Below are 16,865 nucleotides of genomic sequence, written 5' to 3' on the forward strand. Positions count from 1 at the left end.
AATGACCTGATAATATTTTTTGTTGGAAAATTTGGACAGGCTCTTATTTAATCAAAAAATATTTTTACGTTTGCAGCTGTATTTAAACAATGTAATATATGAAGCGTGTTCGGCGTATTATAAGAAATATTATCGCATTCTTTTTTATTTCGACGATTCTTTCAGTTCTTTTATACCGTTTTATTCCGGTATATATAACGCCTCTTATGTTGATCCGTTATACACAAGATATTATGGCCGGAGAAAAGCCCCGTTTATATCATCGATGGATTTCTTTAGAAGATATGAGCAGATGGTTGCCTCAAGCGGTAGTCGCCTCAGAAGATAATCTTTTTTTAGAACATTCAGGGTTTGATTTTCAGCAAATAAAGAAGGCGATAGAAGAAAATAAAACACGTAAAAAAGCCAGAGGAGCGAGTACTATATCTCAGCAGACCGCTAAAAATGTGTTTTTATGGCCGGGACATTCCTTTATTCGCAAAGGATTGGAGGCTTATTTTACATTTTTGATAGAACAGTTATGGGGAAAGAAACGAATTATGGAAGTGTATCTGAATTCTATCGAAATGGGCAAAAATATATATGGTGCGGAAGCTGTTGCAGAACACCATTTTGGAACTACAGCCCGAAGGCTTACCCGATCGCAGTGTGCTCTTATTGCCGCATCGTTACCTAATCCTCTCAATTTCGATTCATCGGCACCCTCTCCCTATATGCAGAAGAGAAAGCGAAAAATTTTGTTATTGATGGATCAAATAGGTACTGTGAAATTCTGATGCGATTTTTTATTTCTTGCAAATAGCTATTTTGTGAGATTATTTTTGTTCAAATTTGTAGAATAATAGGATTGTTCGCTTTTATTTTGTTATATTTGCACTTCAAAATAGAGAAGATATGTCAAAACAAAAAAATAACAGTACAAATGCAATATTGCTGATGCATTGTCCAGACCAGCCGGGTATATTAGCTGTTGTAACAGATTTTATTAATGTGAACGGAGGGAATATCCTGTATCTTGATCAATATGTGGATCGGGAAAATCATGCGTTCTTTATGCGGGTGGAGTGGGATCTGACAAATTTTATTATTCCGCAAAATAAAATAGAAGATTATTTCAATACATTATACGGACAAAAATATGATATGAGTTTTAATCTCTATTTTAATGACCGTAAGCCACGTATGGCTATATTCGTATCGAAGATGTCTCATTGTTTGTACGATATATTGGCGCGATATACGGCCGGAGAATGGAATGTTGAGATTCCTGTTATTATCAGTAACCATCCCGATTTAGAAAGTGTAGCTAAAAGATTCGATATAGATTATCATGTATTTCCTATCAATAAGGACAATAAGATCGAACAAGAAGCAAAAGAGTTGGAGCTGTTGAAAGAGTATGATATAGATTTTATCGTATTGGCACGATATATGCAAGTCGTTTCTTCCGATTTTATAACGCATTATCCCGATAAGATCATAAATATTCATCATTCGTTTCTTCCGGCATTTATGGGAGCTAAGCCTTATCATGCGGCTTTTGAGCGGGGAGTGAAGTTAATCGGAGCTACAAGTCATTACGTAACGACAGACCTTGATGCAGGTCCTATTATCGAACAAGATATCGTTCGTATTTCTCACAAAGATTCTATTTCCGACTTGGTCTATAAAGGTCAGGATCTCGAAAAAATAGTATTATCTCGAGCTGTAGAAAAGCATATCGATCGGAAAATATTGACTTATCGCAACAAAACCGTTGTTTTCAATTAAGGGAAAATGAAAGTTGCAATTGTAAAATATAATGCCGGTAATATTTATTCAGTAGATTGTGCTTTGAGAAGAGTCGGGGTAGAAGCAGAAATTACGGATAATAAAGAAATATTGATGTCGGCTGATAAAATAATATTTCCGGGAGTAGGAGAGGCGGCGTCGACGATGCGTTATTTGAAAAAAAATAATCTGGATTCTTTAATTAAAGACTTGAAGCAACCGGTATTAGGCATTTGTATAGGAATGCAACTGATGTGCCGACATTCAGAAGAAGGAGATGTCGATTGTTTGAATATATTCGATGTCGATGTAAAGCGTTTTCATACTGAAAGTATAGAGTACAAAATACCGCATATGGGATGGAATACGGTGAAGAATGTCGATATGCGTGTGTTTCCGCAAAATGTTGAAAACCAATATGTATATTTTGTTCATAGCTATTATGTTCCAATATGTGAATACACCACTGCTGAGACAGAATATATTTTGCCTTTTAGTGCGGCTTTACATAAAGATAATTTTTATGCTTCTCAGTTTCATATAGAAAAAAGCGGAGCTGTCGGAGAAGATATATTTAATCATTTTTTGTCATTATAAACATATAGAATGATATGATTGAATTAATACCGGCGATAGATATAATAGACGGTAAGTGTGTGCGCTTGTCGCAAGGTGATTATAAACGTATGACTACATATAATCATGATCCGCTGGAGGTTGCAAAAGAATTTCAGGATCATGGAATAAGGCGATTGCACGTTGTCGATTTAGATGGAGCTAAAGCTCATCATATAGTGAATTATAAAGCTTTAGAACGTATTGCTTCTCGTACGTCGTTGATAATAGATTTTGGGGGTGGCATTAAATCTGACGGAGATTTGGAAATCGCTTTCGAGTCGGGTGCTCAGATGGTAACCGGAGGCAGTATTGCTGTGAAAAATCCGGAGATATTTTTGTCATGGCTTGAGAAATTCGGTTCAGAAAAGATAATTCTTGGAGCTGATGCTAAAAATGGAAAAATTGCAGTCGGAGGATGGACGGAATCGTCAGATAAAGAGCTTATCCCGTTTGTTGAAACGTATGTAGAATCCGGAGTAAAAAAAGTAATTACTACGGATATTTGTAAAGATGGAATGCTGAACGGGCCATCTGTCGATTTATATAAAAAGATGATGTCTGTAATTCCTGAGATTTATTTGATAGCAAGTGGTGGAGTTTCCTCTATCGAAGATATTGAAAAATTAGAGTCGGCCGGAGTTCCTGCCGTTATATTCGGGAAAGCCCTTTATGAAGGCCGTATAACATTGAAGGAATTGTTACGTTTTTTATAAAAATAGATATGTTAGCAAAGCGAATTATTCCATGTTTGGATGTAAAAGACGGTAAAACTGTAAAGGGGGTAAATTTTATAAATTTCAGAGATGCAGGAGATCCGGTTGAATTGGGGCACGCATATAGCCGACAAGGTGCAGACGAGTTGGTTTATTTAGATATAACCGCTTCTTATGAAGGACGCAAGACATTTACGGAAATTGTCAAGAAGGTTGCAGCTAAAGTATCTATTCCGTTTACCGTCGGTGGTGGAATAAATGAAATAAATGATGTTGACCGTTTACTGAATGCCGGTGCAGACAAAGTTTCAATAAATTCTTCTGCATTGAAGAATCCGAAATTAATTGAAGAAATTGCAAAAAATTTCGGTTCACAAGTTTGTGTTGTTGCCATAGATGCTAACTTTGACGATAATTTATGGCGTTGTTATTTAAATGGAGGAAGAGTTTCGACAGATAAAGAGCTTTTTTCTTGGGCAAGAGAAGCACAGGAGAGAGGTGCAGGAGAGATATTGTTTACCAGTATGACTCATGATGGCGTAAAAGACGGATATGCAAATGATGCGTTAGCAACGTTGAATTCTGAGCTGAATATTCCGGTGATAGCATCAGGAGGCGCTGGTAAGAAAGAACACTTTAGAGATGTTTTCCAGAAAGGGAAGGCTGATGCTGCTCTTGCCGCAAGTGTATTTCATTTTGGGGAGATTTCTATTTCAGAACTTAAAGATTATTTAGATCGAGAAAATATTTGTGTAAGAAAATAACGTATTGAAATGAATATAGATTTTGCAAAAATGGGAGGATTGATTCCTGCGATTATACAGGATAGTTATACTTCTAAAGTACTGATGTTGGGCTTTATGAATGAGGAAGCGTTAGCAAAGACTAAAGAATTAGGTAAAGTAACATTTTTTAGTCGTACTAAGAATCGATTATGGACAAAGGGTGAAGAAAGCGGTAATTTTTTGTTGGTTGATTCAATAAAAGAAGATTGTGATAAAGACACGCTTCTTATCAAAGTACGTCCGGTAGGTCCGGTTTGCCATACGGGTAGCGATACGTGTTTTGATGAAAAAAACGAGGAAGATATTATGTTTATTAAGTATCTTCAAGATTTTATAGATCGCCGTAAAAAAGAGATGCCGGAAGGTTCGTACACGACTTCTCTGTTTAACAAAGGAATAAACAGAATGGCGCAAAAAGTCGGAGAGGAGGCTGTGGAGACGGTAATTGAGGCAACGAACGGGACAGATGATCGGCTTATCTATGAGGCATCTGATCTAATTTACCATTTGATTGTATTATTGACGTCAAAAGGATATCGGATAGAAGATCTTGCCAGAGAATTGAAAAAACGGCATAAAGAATAGAATTTATGGAAGATGCGTTATTGATACAATATGACCATGTTGAAGTCTGCCGTAAGGAACTTGTTGTTCTGAAAGATGTAAATTTTAAATTGTATTCGGGAGAGTTTGTTTATTTTATCGGTCGGGTAGGTACAGGGAAAAGTAGCCTGTTGAAGACGATGTATGCTGAGATTCCGGTAGTTGAAGGGGAGGCCTCTGTTCTTGGATTTAATATGAAATCTCTCCGAAAGAAGGATATACCTCAGTTGAGGAGGAAAATAGGTATCGTATTTCAAGATTTTCAGTTATTGACCGATAGATCTGTAAAAGACAATCTCAATTTTGTTCTTCAAGCGACCGGTTGGAAAAACAAGGCAGAGATAACTGAGAGAGTAGAGCAAGTCTTGGTGCAAGTCGGCATGCAAAATAAAGCGTATAAAATGCCGCATGAGTTATCGGGAGGGGAACAGCAAAGAATTGTTATAGCCAGAGCGTTATTGAATTCTCCGCAGATTATTTTGGCGGATGAACCGACCGGAAATCTCGACCCTCAGACTGGACAACAAATTGTATCGTTATTGCATTCTATTTGTCAGACGGGCACGGCTGTTATTATGACGACCCATAATCATCGGCTGGTAGAAGAGTTTCCCGGTCGCTTATTGAAATGTGAGAACAAATGTTTATCTGAAGTCTCTCTTTAAGTATCGGTTGCTTATTATATATAATATCTTATCTTTGCATTTTAGATATTGAATATAAATTATTGAAAATACAGGTATTTAATATACGAACTATTAATTGAAAGAATAAAAATGAAAGTTTTAAAGTTTGGTGGAACTTCTGTGGGCTCAGCACAAAGAATGAAAGATGTTGCCAAATTGATTTGTGATGGAGAGCAGAAGATAGTTGTTTTGTCTGCTATGTCCGGCACAACGAATACACTCGTAGAAATTTCGGATTATTTATATAAAAAAAATCCGGATGGAGCTAATGAAATTATCAATGGCCTTGAGCATAAATATATGCAGGTTATCGATGAACTGTATAGTACAGACGAGTATAAACAGAAGGCTACTGAAATTGTAAAATCTCACTTCGACTATATTCGTTCTTTTACGAAAGATCTTTTTACTCTCTTTGAAGAGAAAGTGATTTTGGCTCAAGGAGAGCTGATATCGACGGCTATGGTAAATTTGTACCTGAATGAGACAGGTGTAAAATCTGTATTGATCCCGGCTTTGGATTATATGCGAACGGATAAAAACGCCGAGCCAGATCCGATATATATTAAAACGAAATTAAAAGATTTATTGTCTGTAAATCCCGATGCACCTATTTATATAACGCAAGGTTATATCTGCCGGAATGCTTATGGTGAAATAGATAATTTGCAACGAGGAGGAAGCGACTATTCCGCTTCATTGATCGGTGCAGCTATTCAGGCTGACGAGATACAAATATGGACAGATATTGATGGTATGCATAATAATGATCCTCGATTTGTTAAAAATACTTCTCCGGTAAGATATTTGCATTTTGAGGAGGCTGCGGAATTAGCATATTTCGGGGCAAAGATATTGCATCCTACCTGTATTCTTCCGGCTAAACTAAATAATATCCCGGTACGTTTATTAAATACAATGGAACCTGAAGCTCCGGGAACTTTGATTTACAATCAATCAGAGCCGGGAAAGATAAAAGCTGTAGCGGCAAAAGACGGTATTACAGCCATTAAAATCAAATCGGGGCGTATGCTCTTGGCTTACGGATTCTTGCGTAAGGTTTTTGAGATTTTCGAAAGCTATCAGACAGCTATAGATATGGTGACCACTTCGGAAGTAGGAGTCTCCGTGACTATCGATAATACAAAACATTTAACAGAAATTTTAGATGATCTGAAAAAATTCGGTACTGTCACAGTCGATGAAGATATGGTTATTATTTGTGTTGTCGGAGATTTAGAATGGAATAATATCGGATTCGAATCGAATACAATGCAGGCAATGAAAGATATTCCGGTAAGAATGGTATCTTACGGAGGTAGTAATTACAACATATCGTTTCTGATAAAATCAAAAGACAAGACTGCTGCATTACAATCTTTAAGTAAATATTTGTTTGATAAATAAGAAGAGAAAAAACACGGACTATTAAAAAGTAGTCCGTGTTTTTTAAAAATTGGTTGCATTTATTGTAGTCGACAGGCCTAAAAACATTTTCATAGGCTTTTAAATCTTAAAATATTAAATTGATAAATATATGAAAGGCGTTTTCCCGATCGATAAGTTCAGAAATATAGAGACCCCCTTTTACTATTATGATACCTCTTTACTGAGGGAGACATTAGATAAAATAAAACAAGAAACAGTTTTGCATTCAAATTATCATGTTCATTATGCTGTAAAAGCGAATGCCAATAACCGTATACTCTCTATTATTAGAGAGAATGGATTAGGTGCAGATTGTGTGAGCGGAGGAGAAATAAAAGCTGCTTTGGATGCTGGTTTTCCGGCTCAAAAAATCGTTTTTGCAGGGGTTGGTAAGGCTGATTGGGAAATTAAGTTAGGACTGGAATCTGATATATATTGTTTTAATGTAGAATCCGTTCCGGAGTTGGATAATATCGATGAATTAGCGGCTTTATACGGTAAGACCGCTTCGATAGCTTTACGTATTAATCCTAATATTGATGCACATACGCATCACTATATTACTACGGGGTTGAGTGAGAATAAGTTCGGGATTAGTTTAGTTCATTTAGATTCGGTGCTCGGCCATTTAGAAACACTGAAAAATGTTCGGCTTATCGGGTTGCATTTTCATATCGGTTCGCAAATTACGGATATGGATTCGTTCAAGGGTCTTTGTATTCGAATTAATGAAATACAAGAACATTTGTACCAACGGATGATTATCGTAGATTCCATAAATGTCGGTGGCGGTTTGGGGGTCAATTATGAAGAACCGGACAAACAGTCTGTTCCTGATTTCAAAAATTATTTTGACGTTTTCCATAAACATCTTAAGTTGAGACCTAAGCAAGAAGTTCATTTTGAATTAGGACGATCTGTCGTGTGTCAATGTGGTTCTTTGATTACAAAAGTCCTGTATGTGAAGGAGGGAGTAAACAAAAAATTTGTAGTAACTGATGCCGGGATGACAGATTTGATTCGTCCCGCTTTATATCAAGCTTATCATAAAATAGAAAATATTACTTCAGATCAGTTGCCGGAAGAGTATGATGTCGTAGGTCCTATTTGTGAGTCGTCTGATTGTTTTGGAAAAATGGTCTCATTAAATAAAACTCAACGAGGAGATTTATTGGCTATCCGTTCGGCAGGTGCATATGGTGAAATTATGGCTTCACAATATAATTGCAGAAAACTGCCTAAAGCTTATTATCAAGATAAAATATGATATTTCCGTAGGTCTTGACAAATAAAATAGAGAGGGTTTGTGTAAACAAGCCCTCTCTATTTTATTATCGGATATTTTTATTTTTGTTTTGATTTGCTGATTTCTTCTTGTACTATGGCATCCAGAACGGCAACAGTCGTCAAGTTTACAATATCTCTTGAAGAACTTTCGATATCCGTAAAATGTATAGGTTTGTTTAATCCCATTTGAATCGGTCCGATAGACTCTGCTAATCCCATTTCCAATAACATCTTATATGCCGAATTGGCTGAGCTTAAATTCGGGAAAATGAGTGTATTTACTTCTTTTCCTGCCAATTTGTTGAACGGGAATGTTTTGTCTCGCAGAGTTGTATTAAGAGCAAAATTGATTTGCATTTCTCCGTCAATTGCCAATTCAGGATAATTTTCCTGCATTTCTCTGACCGCTTCATGCACTTGTACCGGACTACCGGTATTGTCAGCGCCGAAATTAGAATAAGATACCATTGCCATAACAGGTTCGTGGGCAAAGAATTTTACGGCATGACGGGCTAAACGAGCAATATCTACTAATGTCTCTGAGTCGGGATGGCGGTTGATGAGTGTATCGGCAAGGAAATAAGTTCCTTTTTTGGTATTCATGATATGCATTGCTCCGAAATGTTTATGACCTTCCCGAATACCGATAACATCTTTTGCAATTTGTATGGTTTCGGTATATTTGGTATAAGTTCCGGTTATAAATGCGTCAGCATCACCTACTTCTACCATCATCATTCCAAAATAGTTGCGGTCGAACATTTTTTCTCGAGCTTCGTCTAAAGTGATACCCTCTCTTTGACGTTTCTGTGCTAATATTTTTGCATATTTTTCACGACGTTCCGTTTCTTCGCCGCTTCGTAAATTTACGATTTCGAGACCATCGAGATTTAAACCGTTTTGTTCGGCTACACTATGTATATAGTCGGTATTCCCCAGTAAGATCGGGAAACAGATACCTTCTTGATAAGCAGTAACGGCAGCCGAAAGCATATTGGCGTGATTGGCTTCGGCAAATACGACACGTTTCGGATTCTGAACAGCCATTTCGGTGAACCGACGTATCATTTTATTGTCATATCCCATTAGAGCTCTCAATTTACTTTCATAAGCATCCCAATCGGTTATTATTGGAGCTGCAGCACCAGATTCGATTGCTGCTTTTGCAACTGCCGGAGCAACGGTCGTGAGTAAACGGGGGTCGAGAGGTTTGGGAATAATATATTCCGGGCCGAAACTTATTCGTTTCAGATTATATGCTGCATTAACGACATCAGGAACAGGTTTTTTAGCTAATCCTGCAATGGCATAAACTGCCGCTAATTTCATTGCTTCATTAATACAAGTTGCTCTTACATCGAGAGCTCCTCTGAATATGTAAGGGAATCCGAGAACGTTGTTGATTTGATTCGGATAGTCTGATCGACCTGTTGCAAAAATTAAATCAGGACGAGAAGATTTGGCTTTATCGTATGCAATTTCCGGGTTCGGATTGGCTAATGCAAAAACGATTGGTTTCTCGTTCATAGAACGAATCATTTCAACGCTTAATACGTCCGCTTTCGAAAGTCCGAGAAATACATCCGCACCCCGCATAGCTTCTTCTAAAGTATCGATATCCCGGTCTGTGATAAATTGCTTTTTCGATTCGTTCAGGTCGGTACGTTTTTTGTTTATCACTCCACGACTGTCGACCATTACGATATTTTCTTTTTTCGCACCCAACATCATGTATAATTTTGTACATGAGCTGGCTGAAGCTCCGGCTCCGTTAACGACGATTTTTACATTTTCGATTTTTTTACCTTGTATTTCGAGTGCATTTAACAATCCAGCTCCGGATATTATAGCTGTACCGTGTTGATCATCATGCATTACGGGTATGGATAGTTCGGCTTTCAACCGATTTTCGATCTCGAAACATTCGGGAGCTTTTATGTCTTCAAGATTAATACCTCCGAATGTTGGGGCAATGGCTTTTACGGCTTGGATAAATTTTTCAGGATCTTTTTCGTTTACTTCGATATCGAAAACATCTATCCCGGCAAATATTTTGAACAGAAGACCTTTTCCTTCCATGACAGGCTTCCCTGCTAATGCACCGATATCACCTAATCCTAATACTGCCGTTCCATTTGATATAACCGCGACCAGATTGCCTTTTGATGTGTATTCGTATGCTTTTTGTGGATCTTTCTCTATTTCGAGGCATGGTTCGGCCACACCGGGAGAATAGGCGAGTGATAAATCCATTTGTGTGCTGTATGGTTTGGTGGGAACAACTTCTATTTTCCCGGGTTTGCCCTGACTATGATATAAAAGGGCTGCTTCTTTCGTTACTTTTGACATATGCTGTAAATTATATATGTAATGTAAATAGAATATTAATTCAATATTTATCAAAATTTTCCATGCAAATCTAATAATTTATATTTATCCCGAAAATAAAAAATACAAACTATAACATTGTTAAATAATGTGTTCATTTTGAGATCGCCTTGTTTACATTAATTAACTGTATTGAAAAATGGATTATTCAGAAAACTTTATGTGTTTTATAAGTTTTCATTTATCTTTGTCAAATATAAAAGAGTGATTAAGCTTTTTAATGCAAAAATTTAGACAAGCTCTTAAGTAGACTCTAAAAGAAAAAAGCCGTATGAATAAAGAATTGAGAAACAGAATTATTGATAAAGCTGCGGTTTTGTTCACCAGACATGGGATTAAATCTGTGACAATGGATTATATCGCCAGTCAGATGGGAATCTCGAAACGTACGCTTTATGAAAACTTTAAAGATAAAGACCAGTTATTGTTAGAATGTATTTTGTATATTCAGAAAGAGACAGAAGATGAGGCTGAAGAGATTTATAAAACTGCTGAAAATTCGTTAGATCTGTTGTTAAAGGTTTTTCAAAGTACATGGCGTAAAATGCAAAATGTGAATAGAAATTATTTTAGTGATGTAAAACGCTATCATCCGTCTATTGCACAAGTTCTGGATAATAATAGAGATCAAAGAGCCGGATATATGGCTTCATTAATGGAACAAGGCAAACGAGAAGGTTTGATTCGTGAAAATTTGAAGTCGCAAATAGCTTCTTTTTTATTGATGGCGCAATTTGATTTTCTTTTTAATTCAGATGAAGTATTTGCCTCGCATTATTCGTTTATAGATGTTTATGAAACGATTTTCATGAACTTTATTCGTGGTATTGCGACTTCAAAAGGAATTATGTTTATCGATGAGTTTGTCGATAGAACAGAGAATACATAAAGATAAATTTATTAGAACCCAAATAAGTATGAAAAAAGATATGTGTTTAAGACAGGTCGGGATGACTTTGTTGTTAACATTTGCGATTGTATATAAAGTCGGAGCTCAGGAGCAGTCTCGGTCTTTGACCTTAGATTTGGATAAGGCTATCGAAATTGCTTTAAGCGAAAACCCGACGATAAGAGTAGCCGATATAGAGATCACCAGAAAAGATTATTCTCGCAAGGGGGCTATCGGAAACTTATTTCCTACGATTACGGCATCCGGAGACTATTCCCGAACATTGAAGAAACAAGTTATGTATATGGACATGGATATTCCGGGAATGGATAATGGTATGAAAGTCGGGCAAGATAACTCTTATTCTATGGGATTTAATTTTCAATTGCCGATTGTTGCTCCTACGTTTTGGAAAAATATACAACTTTCGAAAGCTGATATAGAGCAGACTTTAGAAAGTGCCCGGGCTTCGCGGTTATCTTTAGTAGATCAGGTAAAGAAGGCATACTACAATGTTATGATGAGTGAAGATTCATATCAAGTTTTGAAAGAGAGTTATGATAATGCCTGCCTAAATGCAAAGGATTTTAGAAATAAATATGAACATGGTGTCGCTTCGGAATACGATGTGTTGCGCGCTGAGGTTCAGGTACGGACTTTAGAACCCGGATTATTACAAGCCGAGAATGGGGTGAAATTATCTAAGGTAAACTTGAAGGTTCTTTTGGGATTGGACATGAATATTGAGGTTACTCCTGCAAATAAGTTGTCAGATTATGAGGCTGATATGTATGAACAAGCGTTGAATATCGATACCTCTTTACAAAATAACACAAATTTGAAACAACTCGATTTGCAAGCGGATTATTTGAAAAAAGCATTGGTTGTACAAAAGATGTCATGGTATCCGACTTTAACAGCAACCGGTTTATATAATTGGACTTCTATGAGTAATGGGCCTATATTTAAAGATTTTCGTTGGAATCCGTATTCAATGATCGGTTTAACCTTATCAATCCCGATTTTTCAAGGAGGTAGCCGTTATTATAAGATAAAGGATGCACAATTAACGGTTAATCAGATGAAATTCCGCCGGCAAGATTTAGTTAGGAATTTACAGATGCAATCTATCTCATATATGGATAATATTCAAAAATCCATTAAACAAATTGCCTCTAATAAAGAAGGGGTAAGACAAGCCGAAAAAGCATATTCAATCATGCAGAAAAAATTTGAGATCGGAGCTGCAACTTTTATCGAAGTAAATGATGCTAATGTTGCTCTTACAAATGCCCGATTATCATATTACCAAGCTATCCATGATTATCTGGCTGCTAAATCGGATTTGGAACAAGTTACAGGTAATGTCGATTTGAGTAAATATATGAAAGATCAACAAAATTAATATTTATAATTCTCAAAAAGTCAAGGAAATAAAAAACAATAAATATGGTAAGAAATAAGAAATTCTGCATTATGTCATTAGTCGCTTCGGTTGTGATGTTCTCTTGTACTTCAGAAAAAAAACAAGAAGTTAAGGTTGATGAAAAACCTCTTGTCCGACTCGAGACTGTAAAGACACAAGAGGTAGAACAGATACAGGAATTCACAGCGACGGTCGAAGCCAATGTCGTAAATAACATAGCTCCGTCAATGTCATTGCGCATCAATGATATTTTGGTTGAAGTCGGTGATCATGTCCGTAAAGGGCAAGTATTGGCTCAGATGGATAAAGCAAACTTGCTCCAATCGCAGACTCAATTGGAAAATATTCAGTTAGAATATGACCGTGCATTTGAATTATATAAAGTCGGTGGAGCATCTAAACAAAGTTTAGATGCTCAAAAGACACAGCTGGACGTAGCAAAAACTGCCTATGAGAATTTGAAAGAAAACACGAGATTGGTCAGTCCGATAGATGGAATTGTTACGGCACGAAATTATGATAGTGGAGATATGATCGGGGGTGAGCCGGTTGTGACTATTGAGCAAATGTCACCGGTCAAACTTTTGGTAAATGTTTCGGAAAGTTTTTATACTCGGGTAAAAAAAGGAATGGATGTTAATGTAAAAGTCGAAGTTTATGGAGATGAGATATTTCAGGGAAAAGTTAGTTTGATTTATCCGACAGTCGATCCCCAGACAAGGACATTTCCGGTAGAAATCAAGTTACCGAATAAAGATCTGAAAGTTCGTCCTGGAATGTTTGCTCGTGTTACGATGAATTTCGGAACACAAAATCATGTAGTTGCGCCAGATTTGTCTATAATCAAGCAAGCAGGATCTGGAGACCGTTATATCTATGTATATAAAGATGGAAAGGTCTCCTATAATAAAGTTTTATTAGGTCGTCGGATGGATGATAAATACGAAATTATTTCCGGAGTATCCGATGGGGATCAAGTCGTTGTTGCCGGGCAGAGCCGTTTGACGAATGGGGCAGAGGTTTCTGTTGAGAATGCAGAGTAGCAAAATCGATAAGAGTTCCTCTTTCCGTATTTCATTTAAATGTAAAAAGAATAAGTTATGAGTTTATATTCATCCGCAGTAAAGAAACCGATAACAACAGCTCTCTGTTTTGTCGCTATTGTAATTATCGGTCTTTTTTCGTTGAGTAGATTATCTATTGACCTGTTACCGGATATTGAGACTAATACTATCATGGTGATGACTGCATATCCGGGAGCTAGTGCTTCAGATATAGAAACAAACGTAACGAAAGTTATGGAGAATACGTTGAATACCGTAACCAATTTAAAACATATAACATCTCAGTCAAAAGAAAATTTGTCTATTGTTACTTTGGAGTTTGAGTATGGTACGGATATAGATGTCGCGACAAATGATGTCCGAGATAAACTGGATATTGTCGAGACCTCCCTTCCGGATAATGTCGAAAATCCCATTATTTTTAAATTCGGAACAGATGATATACCGATTTTGATTCTTTCGGTTACGGCAGAAGAGAGTATGCCTGCTCTTTATAAAATTTTGGATGATAAGGTCGCTAACCCGTTAAAACGTATCGGTGGAGTGGGGTCGGTATCTGTGACCGGAGCTCCGGAACGAGAGATACAAGTATATTGTGATCCGCAGAAATTAGAAGCATATAACCTTACTGTTGAGGGTATATCAGGAATCATCGCTCAAGAAAATCTTAATACTCCAGGAGGTAGTATCGATATAGGTTCTAATACCTATTCTTTACGAGTTCAAGGGGAGTTTACGGACGCAAAACAGATGGAGGACATTGTTGTCGGTACGTATGGCGATAAAACTATTTTTTTGAAAGATGTAGCACGCATAGAAGATAGTGTTAAGGAGAGGGCTCAGGAAGCATATAATAACGGACTTCAGGGAGGAATGGTTATTATTCAAAAACAGTCTGGTGCAAATTCCGTAAATATTTCTAATGCTGTTTTAAAACGGTTGCCTGCTATTCAAAAAGATCTCCCTTCTGATGTGAAGCTGGATATTATTATAAATACATCCACGAATATCGAAAATACGATCGGCAGCTTAGTAGAGACTGTAGCCGTTACGTTTGTTATTGTAATGCTGGTCGTTTTGGTTTTTCTGGGGCGTTGGAGAGCTACATTTATTATTGTTATTACGATACCTATTTCTTTAATAGCTTCGTTCGCTTATTTGTTGATATCCGGAAATACGTTAAATATTATATCGTTGAGTTCGTTAAGTATTGCTATTGGTATGGTTGTAGATGATGCTATCGTAGTATTGGAAAATGTGACTAACCATATTGAACGGGGAAGTGCTCCGAAACAGGCGGCAATACACGGTACGAATGAGGTTGCAATATCGGTTATTGCTTCTACTCTTACTATGTTGGCAGTATTTTTGCCGTTGACGATGATTACCGGAATGGCTGGTATTTTATTTCGTCAGTTAGGATGGATTGTGAGTATAATAATGATTGTTTCTACAGTTTGTGCCCTATCTTTAACACCAATGCTTTGTTCGCAGTGGTTGCGTCTCGATCCTAAAAAAGGAAAGCTGTTTATGCTTTTCTTTACACCGATAGAAAAAGTTTTGGATTTGCTGGATACCGGGTATGCAAAATTAATTACTTGGGCAGTCGGTCATCGTACGATTGTCGTATGTGGTGCTGCGGTAATTTTTGTCGGAAGTTTGTTTCTCACAAAATTCATTTCTACCGAATTTTTCCCGACGCAAGATAATGCTCGTATTGGTGTGACAATAGAATTACCGGTCGGTACACGTACGGAAATTTCAAGAGAACTGGCCTTGAAAATAGATAAGGAGTTCAGAGAAAAATATCCGGAAATTTTAATTTCGAATTTTACGGTGGGACAAGCAGATACGGACAATACTTTCGGATCGATACAAACCAACGGAACTCACATTATTTCATATAATATTAATTTGTCCAGTGTCGGTGATCGTGAACGAGGATTAGTGGAGATTTGTGAATTGATGCGTCAGGATCTGAAAAAGTACCCGGAAATTAAAACTTTTGAGGTAAATGCCGGAGGAAGCTCTGAATCGATGGGGGGACAAAGTACCGTAGATGTCGAAGTTTATGGTTATGATTTTAATATGACCGACAAGATAGCCTCCGAACTTTCGGATAAAATGAAAGATTTAAAAATTTGTTCAGGAGTACATATCAGTCGGGAAGATTATATTCCTGAGTATCAGGTTGATTTTGACAGAGAGAAGTTAGCTTTGAACGGACTGAACGTAGCTACGGCATCTTCATATTTACGTAATCGTATCAACGGATCGACAGCGTCTTATTACAGAGAGGATGGTGATGAATATGATATTACTGTTCGTTATGCACCGGAATATCGCCAATCTGTAGAAGACATTGAAAATATAATGGTATATAATTCTCAGGGACACGGTGTCCGGATTCGAGATTTGGGAAAAGTCGTAGAACGTATGACCCCTCCGACGATAGAACGAAAAAACAGGGAGCGGGTCGTAACGGTAAAAGGAGTTGTTGCTCCGGGTGCTGCTTTAGGAGATTTGGTTTCTGAAACACAGAATATAATTTCCAAAATGGATATTCCGTCTGACATAAGTTTGAGTATCGGTGGAGCTTTTGAAGATCAACAAGATACATTTAAGGATTTGACTATTTTAGGAATTATGATCATAATACTTGTGTTTATTGTATTGGCGGCACAATTCGAATCTCTTACCGATCCTTTTATTATTATGTTTTCCCTACCATTTGCTTTTACCGGTGTATTTATAGGATTAGCCGTGACGGGAACGCCGTTAGGTGTTATGGCGATGATCGGTGTCATTATGTTAGCCGGTATCGTAGTGAAAAACGGTATCGTATTAATTGATTATACTATTTTGAATCGGGAAAGGGGACTGTCTATTACTCATGCCGTAATACATGCCGGCAAGTCTCGTTTGCGTCCCGTGTTGATGACGACTTTGACGACTGTGTTCGGTATGATTCCCATGGCTGTGGGAACTGGCGAAGGCTCGGAGATGTGGCGTTCTATGGGTATGACAGTTGCTTGGGGATTATCTGTGTCAACGTTGATTACGCTGGTGATCGTACCTGTTGTATATTGCATATTTGCTAAAAACGGAGTATTGCGAAAACGACGTAAATTAGCGGCAGAATTGAAAGGATTAGAGAAATTGTAATTATATACTCTTTCAGGGAATCTGTCATTTCCTGAAGTTTAAA

At 37.2% G+C, this 16,865-nt stretch carries 14 protein-coding genes; 13 read left to right on the top strand and 1 reads right to left on the bottom strand.

Translation table 11 applies throughout. The features are described from left to right. Nucleotides 1-98: 98 nt before the first annotated feature. The 9 genes from mtgA to lysA all read left to right on the top strand — a co-directional run bounded on the left by mtgA (nt 99) and on the right by lysA (nt 7,870). Nucleotides 99-776, top strand: a complete 678-nt coding sequence (gene mtgA, locus Q0093_RS03665) for a monofunctional biosynthetic peptidoglycan transglycosylase (protein WP_294177544.1) — start codon at nt 99-101, stop codon at nt 774-776. Between the two features lie 118 nt (nt 777-894). Continuing rightward, nucleotides 895-1,770, top strand: a complete 876-nt coding sequence (gene purU, locus Q0093_RS03670; protein WP_294177543.1) for a formyltetrahydrofolate deformylase — start codon at nt 895-897, stop codon at nt 1,768-1,770. 6 nt (nt 1,771-1,776) lie between these two features. After that, entirely contained in the window at nt 1,777-2,367 is a 591-nt protein-coding gene (gene hisH / locus Q0093_RS03675) for an imidazole glycerol phosphate synthase subunit HisH (RefSeq protein ID WP_294177542.1), read from the top strand. Nucleotides 2,368-2,381: 14 nt separating this feature from the next. Then, nucleotides 2,382-3,101 carry a 1-(5-phosphoribosyl)-5-[(5-phosphoribosylamino)methylideneamino]imidazole-4-carboxamide isomerase gene (gene hisA / locus Q0093_RS03680; RefSeq protein WP_294177541.1) on the top strand — a complete coding sequence of 240 codons (720 nt, stop codon included), beginning with the start codon at nt 2,382-2,384 and terminating at the stop codon, nt 3,099-3,101. An 8-nt stretch (nt 3,102-3,109) separates the two neighbouring features. After that, complete coding sequence (gene hisF, locus Q0093_RS03685) at nt 3,110-3,865, top strand: imidazole glycerol phosphate synthase subunit HisF (protein ID WP_294177540.1); 756 nt, start codon at nt 3,110-3,112, stop codon at nt 3,863-3,865. A gap of 9 nt (nt 3,866-3,874) precedes the next feature. Then, nucleotides 3,875-4,471 (top strand): bifunctional phosphoribosyl-AMP cyclohydrolase/phosphoribosyl-ATP diphosphatase HisIE, encoded by a 597-nt coding sequence (gene hisIE / locus Q0093_RS03690; protein WP_294177539.1) that lies wholly within the window; start codon nt 3,875-3,877, stop codon nt 4,469-4,471. A gap of 5 nt (nt 4,472-4,476) precedes the next feature. Beyond that, complete coding sequence (locus tag Q0093_RS03695; protein WP_294177538.1) at nt 4,477-5,154, top strand: cell division ATP-binding protein FtsE; 678 nt, start codon at nt 4,477-4,479, stop codon at nt 5,152-5,154. A gap of 111 nt (nt 5,155-5,265) precedes the next feature. Next, entirely contained in the window at nt 5,266-6,582 is a 1,317-nt protein-coding gene (locus Q0093_RS03700) for an aspartate kinase (protein WP_294177537.1), read from the top strand. Between the two features lie 130 nt (nt 6,583-6,712). Continuing rightward, a complete protein-coding gene (gene lysA, locus Q0093_RS03705; protein WP_294177536.1) occupies nt 6,713-7,870 on the top strand; it encodes a diaminopimelate decarboxylase in 1,158 nt (385 codons plus the stop codon). Nucleotides 7,871-7,947: 77 nt separating this feature from the next. On the opposite strand, the gene Q0093_RS03710 is transcribed toward lysA, so the two are convergent. Continuing rightward, nucleotides 7,948-10,239 carry an NADP-dependent malic enzyme gene (locus Q0093_RS03710; protein ID WP_297928483.1) on the bottom strand — a complete coding sequence of 764 codons (2,292 nt, stop codon included), beginning with the start codon at nt 10,237-10,239 and terminating at the stop codon, nt 7,948-7,950. A 310-nt stretch (nt 10,240-10,549) separates the two neighbouring features. Here Q0093_RS03710 and Q0093_RS03715 point away from each other — a divergent pair, with 310 nt between their 5' ends. The 4 genes from Q0093_RS03715 to Q0093_RS03730 are packed head-to-tail and all read left to right on the top strand — an operon-like array spanning nt 10,550 to nt 16,822. Continuing rightward, a complete protein-coding gene (locus Q0093_RS03715) occupies nt 10,550-11,167 on the top strand; it encodes a TetR/AcrR family transcriptional regulator (RefSeq protein ID WP_294177534.1) in 618 nt (205 codons plus the stop codon). 28 nt (nt 11,168-11,195) lie between these two features. Continuing rightward, a complete protein-coding gene (locus Q0093_RS03720; protein ID WP_297928484.1) occupies nt 11,196-12,572 on the top strand; it encodes a TolC family protein in 1,377 nt (458 codons plus the stop codon). Between the two features lie 44 nt (nt 12,573-12,616). Further along, a complete protein-coding gene (locus tag Q0093_RS03725) occupies nt 12,617-13,636 on the top strand; it encodes an efflux RND transporter periplasmic adaptor subunit (RefSeq protein WP_294177532.1) in 1,020 nt (339 codons plus the stop codon). 57 nt (nt 13,637-13,693) lie between these two features. Beyond that, entirely contained in the window at nt 13,694-16,822 is a 3,129-nt protein-coding gene (locus tag Q0093_RS03730; RefSeq protein ID WP_297928485.1) for an efflux RND transporter permease subunit, read from the top strand. The last annotated feature ends 43 nt before the right edge of the window (nt 16,823-16,865 follow it).

Origin of the sequence: uncultured Coprobacter sp. (assembly GCF_947855755.1) — a bacterium.
Taxonomy (GTDB): domain Bacteria; phylum Bacteroidota; class Bacteroidia; order Bacteroidales; family Coprobacteraceae; genus Coprobacter.

Coding starts and splice junctions, on each gene's coding strand:
- mtgA (WP_294177544.1), top strand. CDS start 99: ATGAAGCGTGTTCGGCGTATTATAAGAAATATTATCGCATTCTTTTTT.
- Q0093_RS03710 (WP_297928483.1), bottom strand. CDS start 10,239: ATGTCAAAAGTAACGAAAGAAGCAGCCCTTTTATATCATAGTCAGGGC.
- hisF (WP_294177540.1), top strand. CDS start 3,110: ATGTTAGCAAAGCGAATTATTCCATGTTTGGATGTAAAAGACGGTAAA.
- Q0093_RS03730 (WP_297928485.1), top strand. CDS start 13,694: ATGAGTTTATATTCATCCGCAGTAAAGAAACCGATAACAACAGCTCTC.
- Q0093_RS03695 (WP_294177538.1), top strand. CDS start 4,477: ATGGAAGATGCGTTATTGATACAATATGACCATGTTGAAGTCTGCCGT.
- Q0093_RS03725 (WP_294177532.1), top strand. CDS start 12,617: ATGGTAAGAAATAAGAAATTCTGCATTATGTCATTAGTCGCTTCGGTT.
- Q0093_RS03720 (WP_297928484.1), top strand. CDS start 11,196: ATGAAAAAAGATATGTGTTTAAGACAGGTCGGGATGACTTTGTTGTTA.
- purU (WP_294177543.1), top strand. CDS start 895: ATGTCAAAACAAAAAAATAACAGTACAAATGCAATATTGCTGATGCAT.
- Q0093_RS03700 (WP_294177537.1), top strand. CDS start 5,266: ATGAAAGTTTTAAAGTTTGGTGGAACTTCTGTGGGCTCAGCACAAAGA.
- hisA (WP_294177541.1), top strand. CDS start 2,382: ATGATTGAATTAATACCGGCGATAGATATAATAGACGGTAAGTGTGTG.
- lysA (WP_294177536.1), top strand. CDS start 6,713: ATGAAAGGCGTTTTCCCGATCGATAAGTTCAGAAATATAGAGACCCCC.
- hisH (WP_294177542.1), top strand. CDS start 1,777: ATGAAAGTTGCAATTGTAAAATATAATGCCGGTAATATTTATTCAGTA.
- Q0093_RS03715 (WP_294177534.1), top strand. CDS start 10,550: ATGAATAAAGAATTGAGAAACAGAATTATTGATAAAGCTGCGGTTTTG.
- hisIE (WP_294177539.1), top strand. CDS start 3,875: ATGAATATAGATTTTGCAAAAATGGGAGGATTGATTCCTGCGATTATA.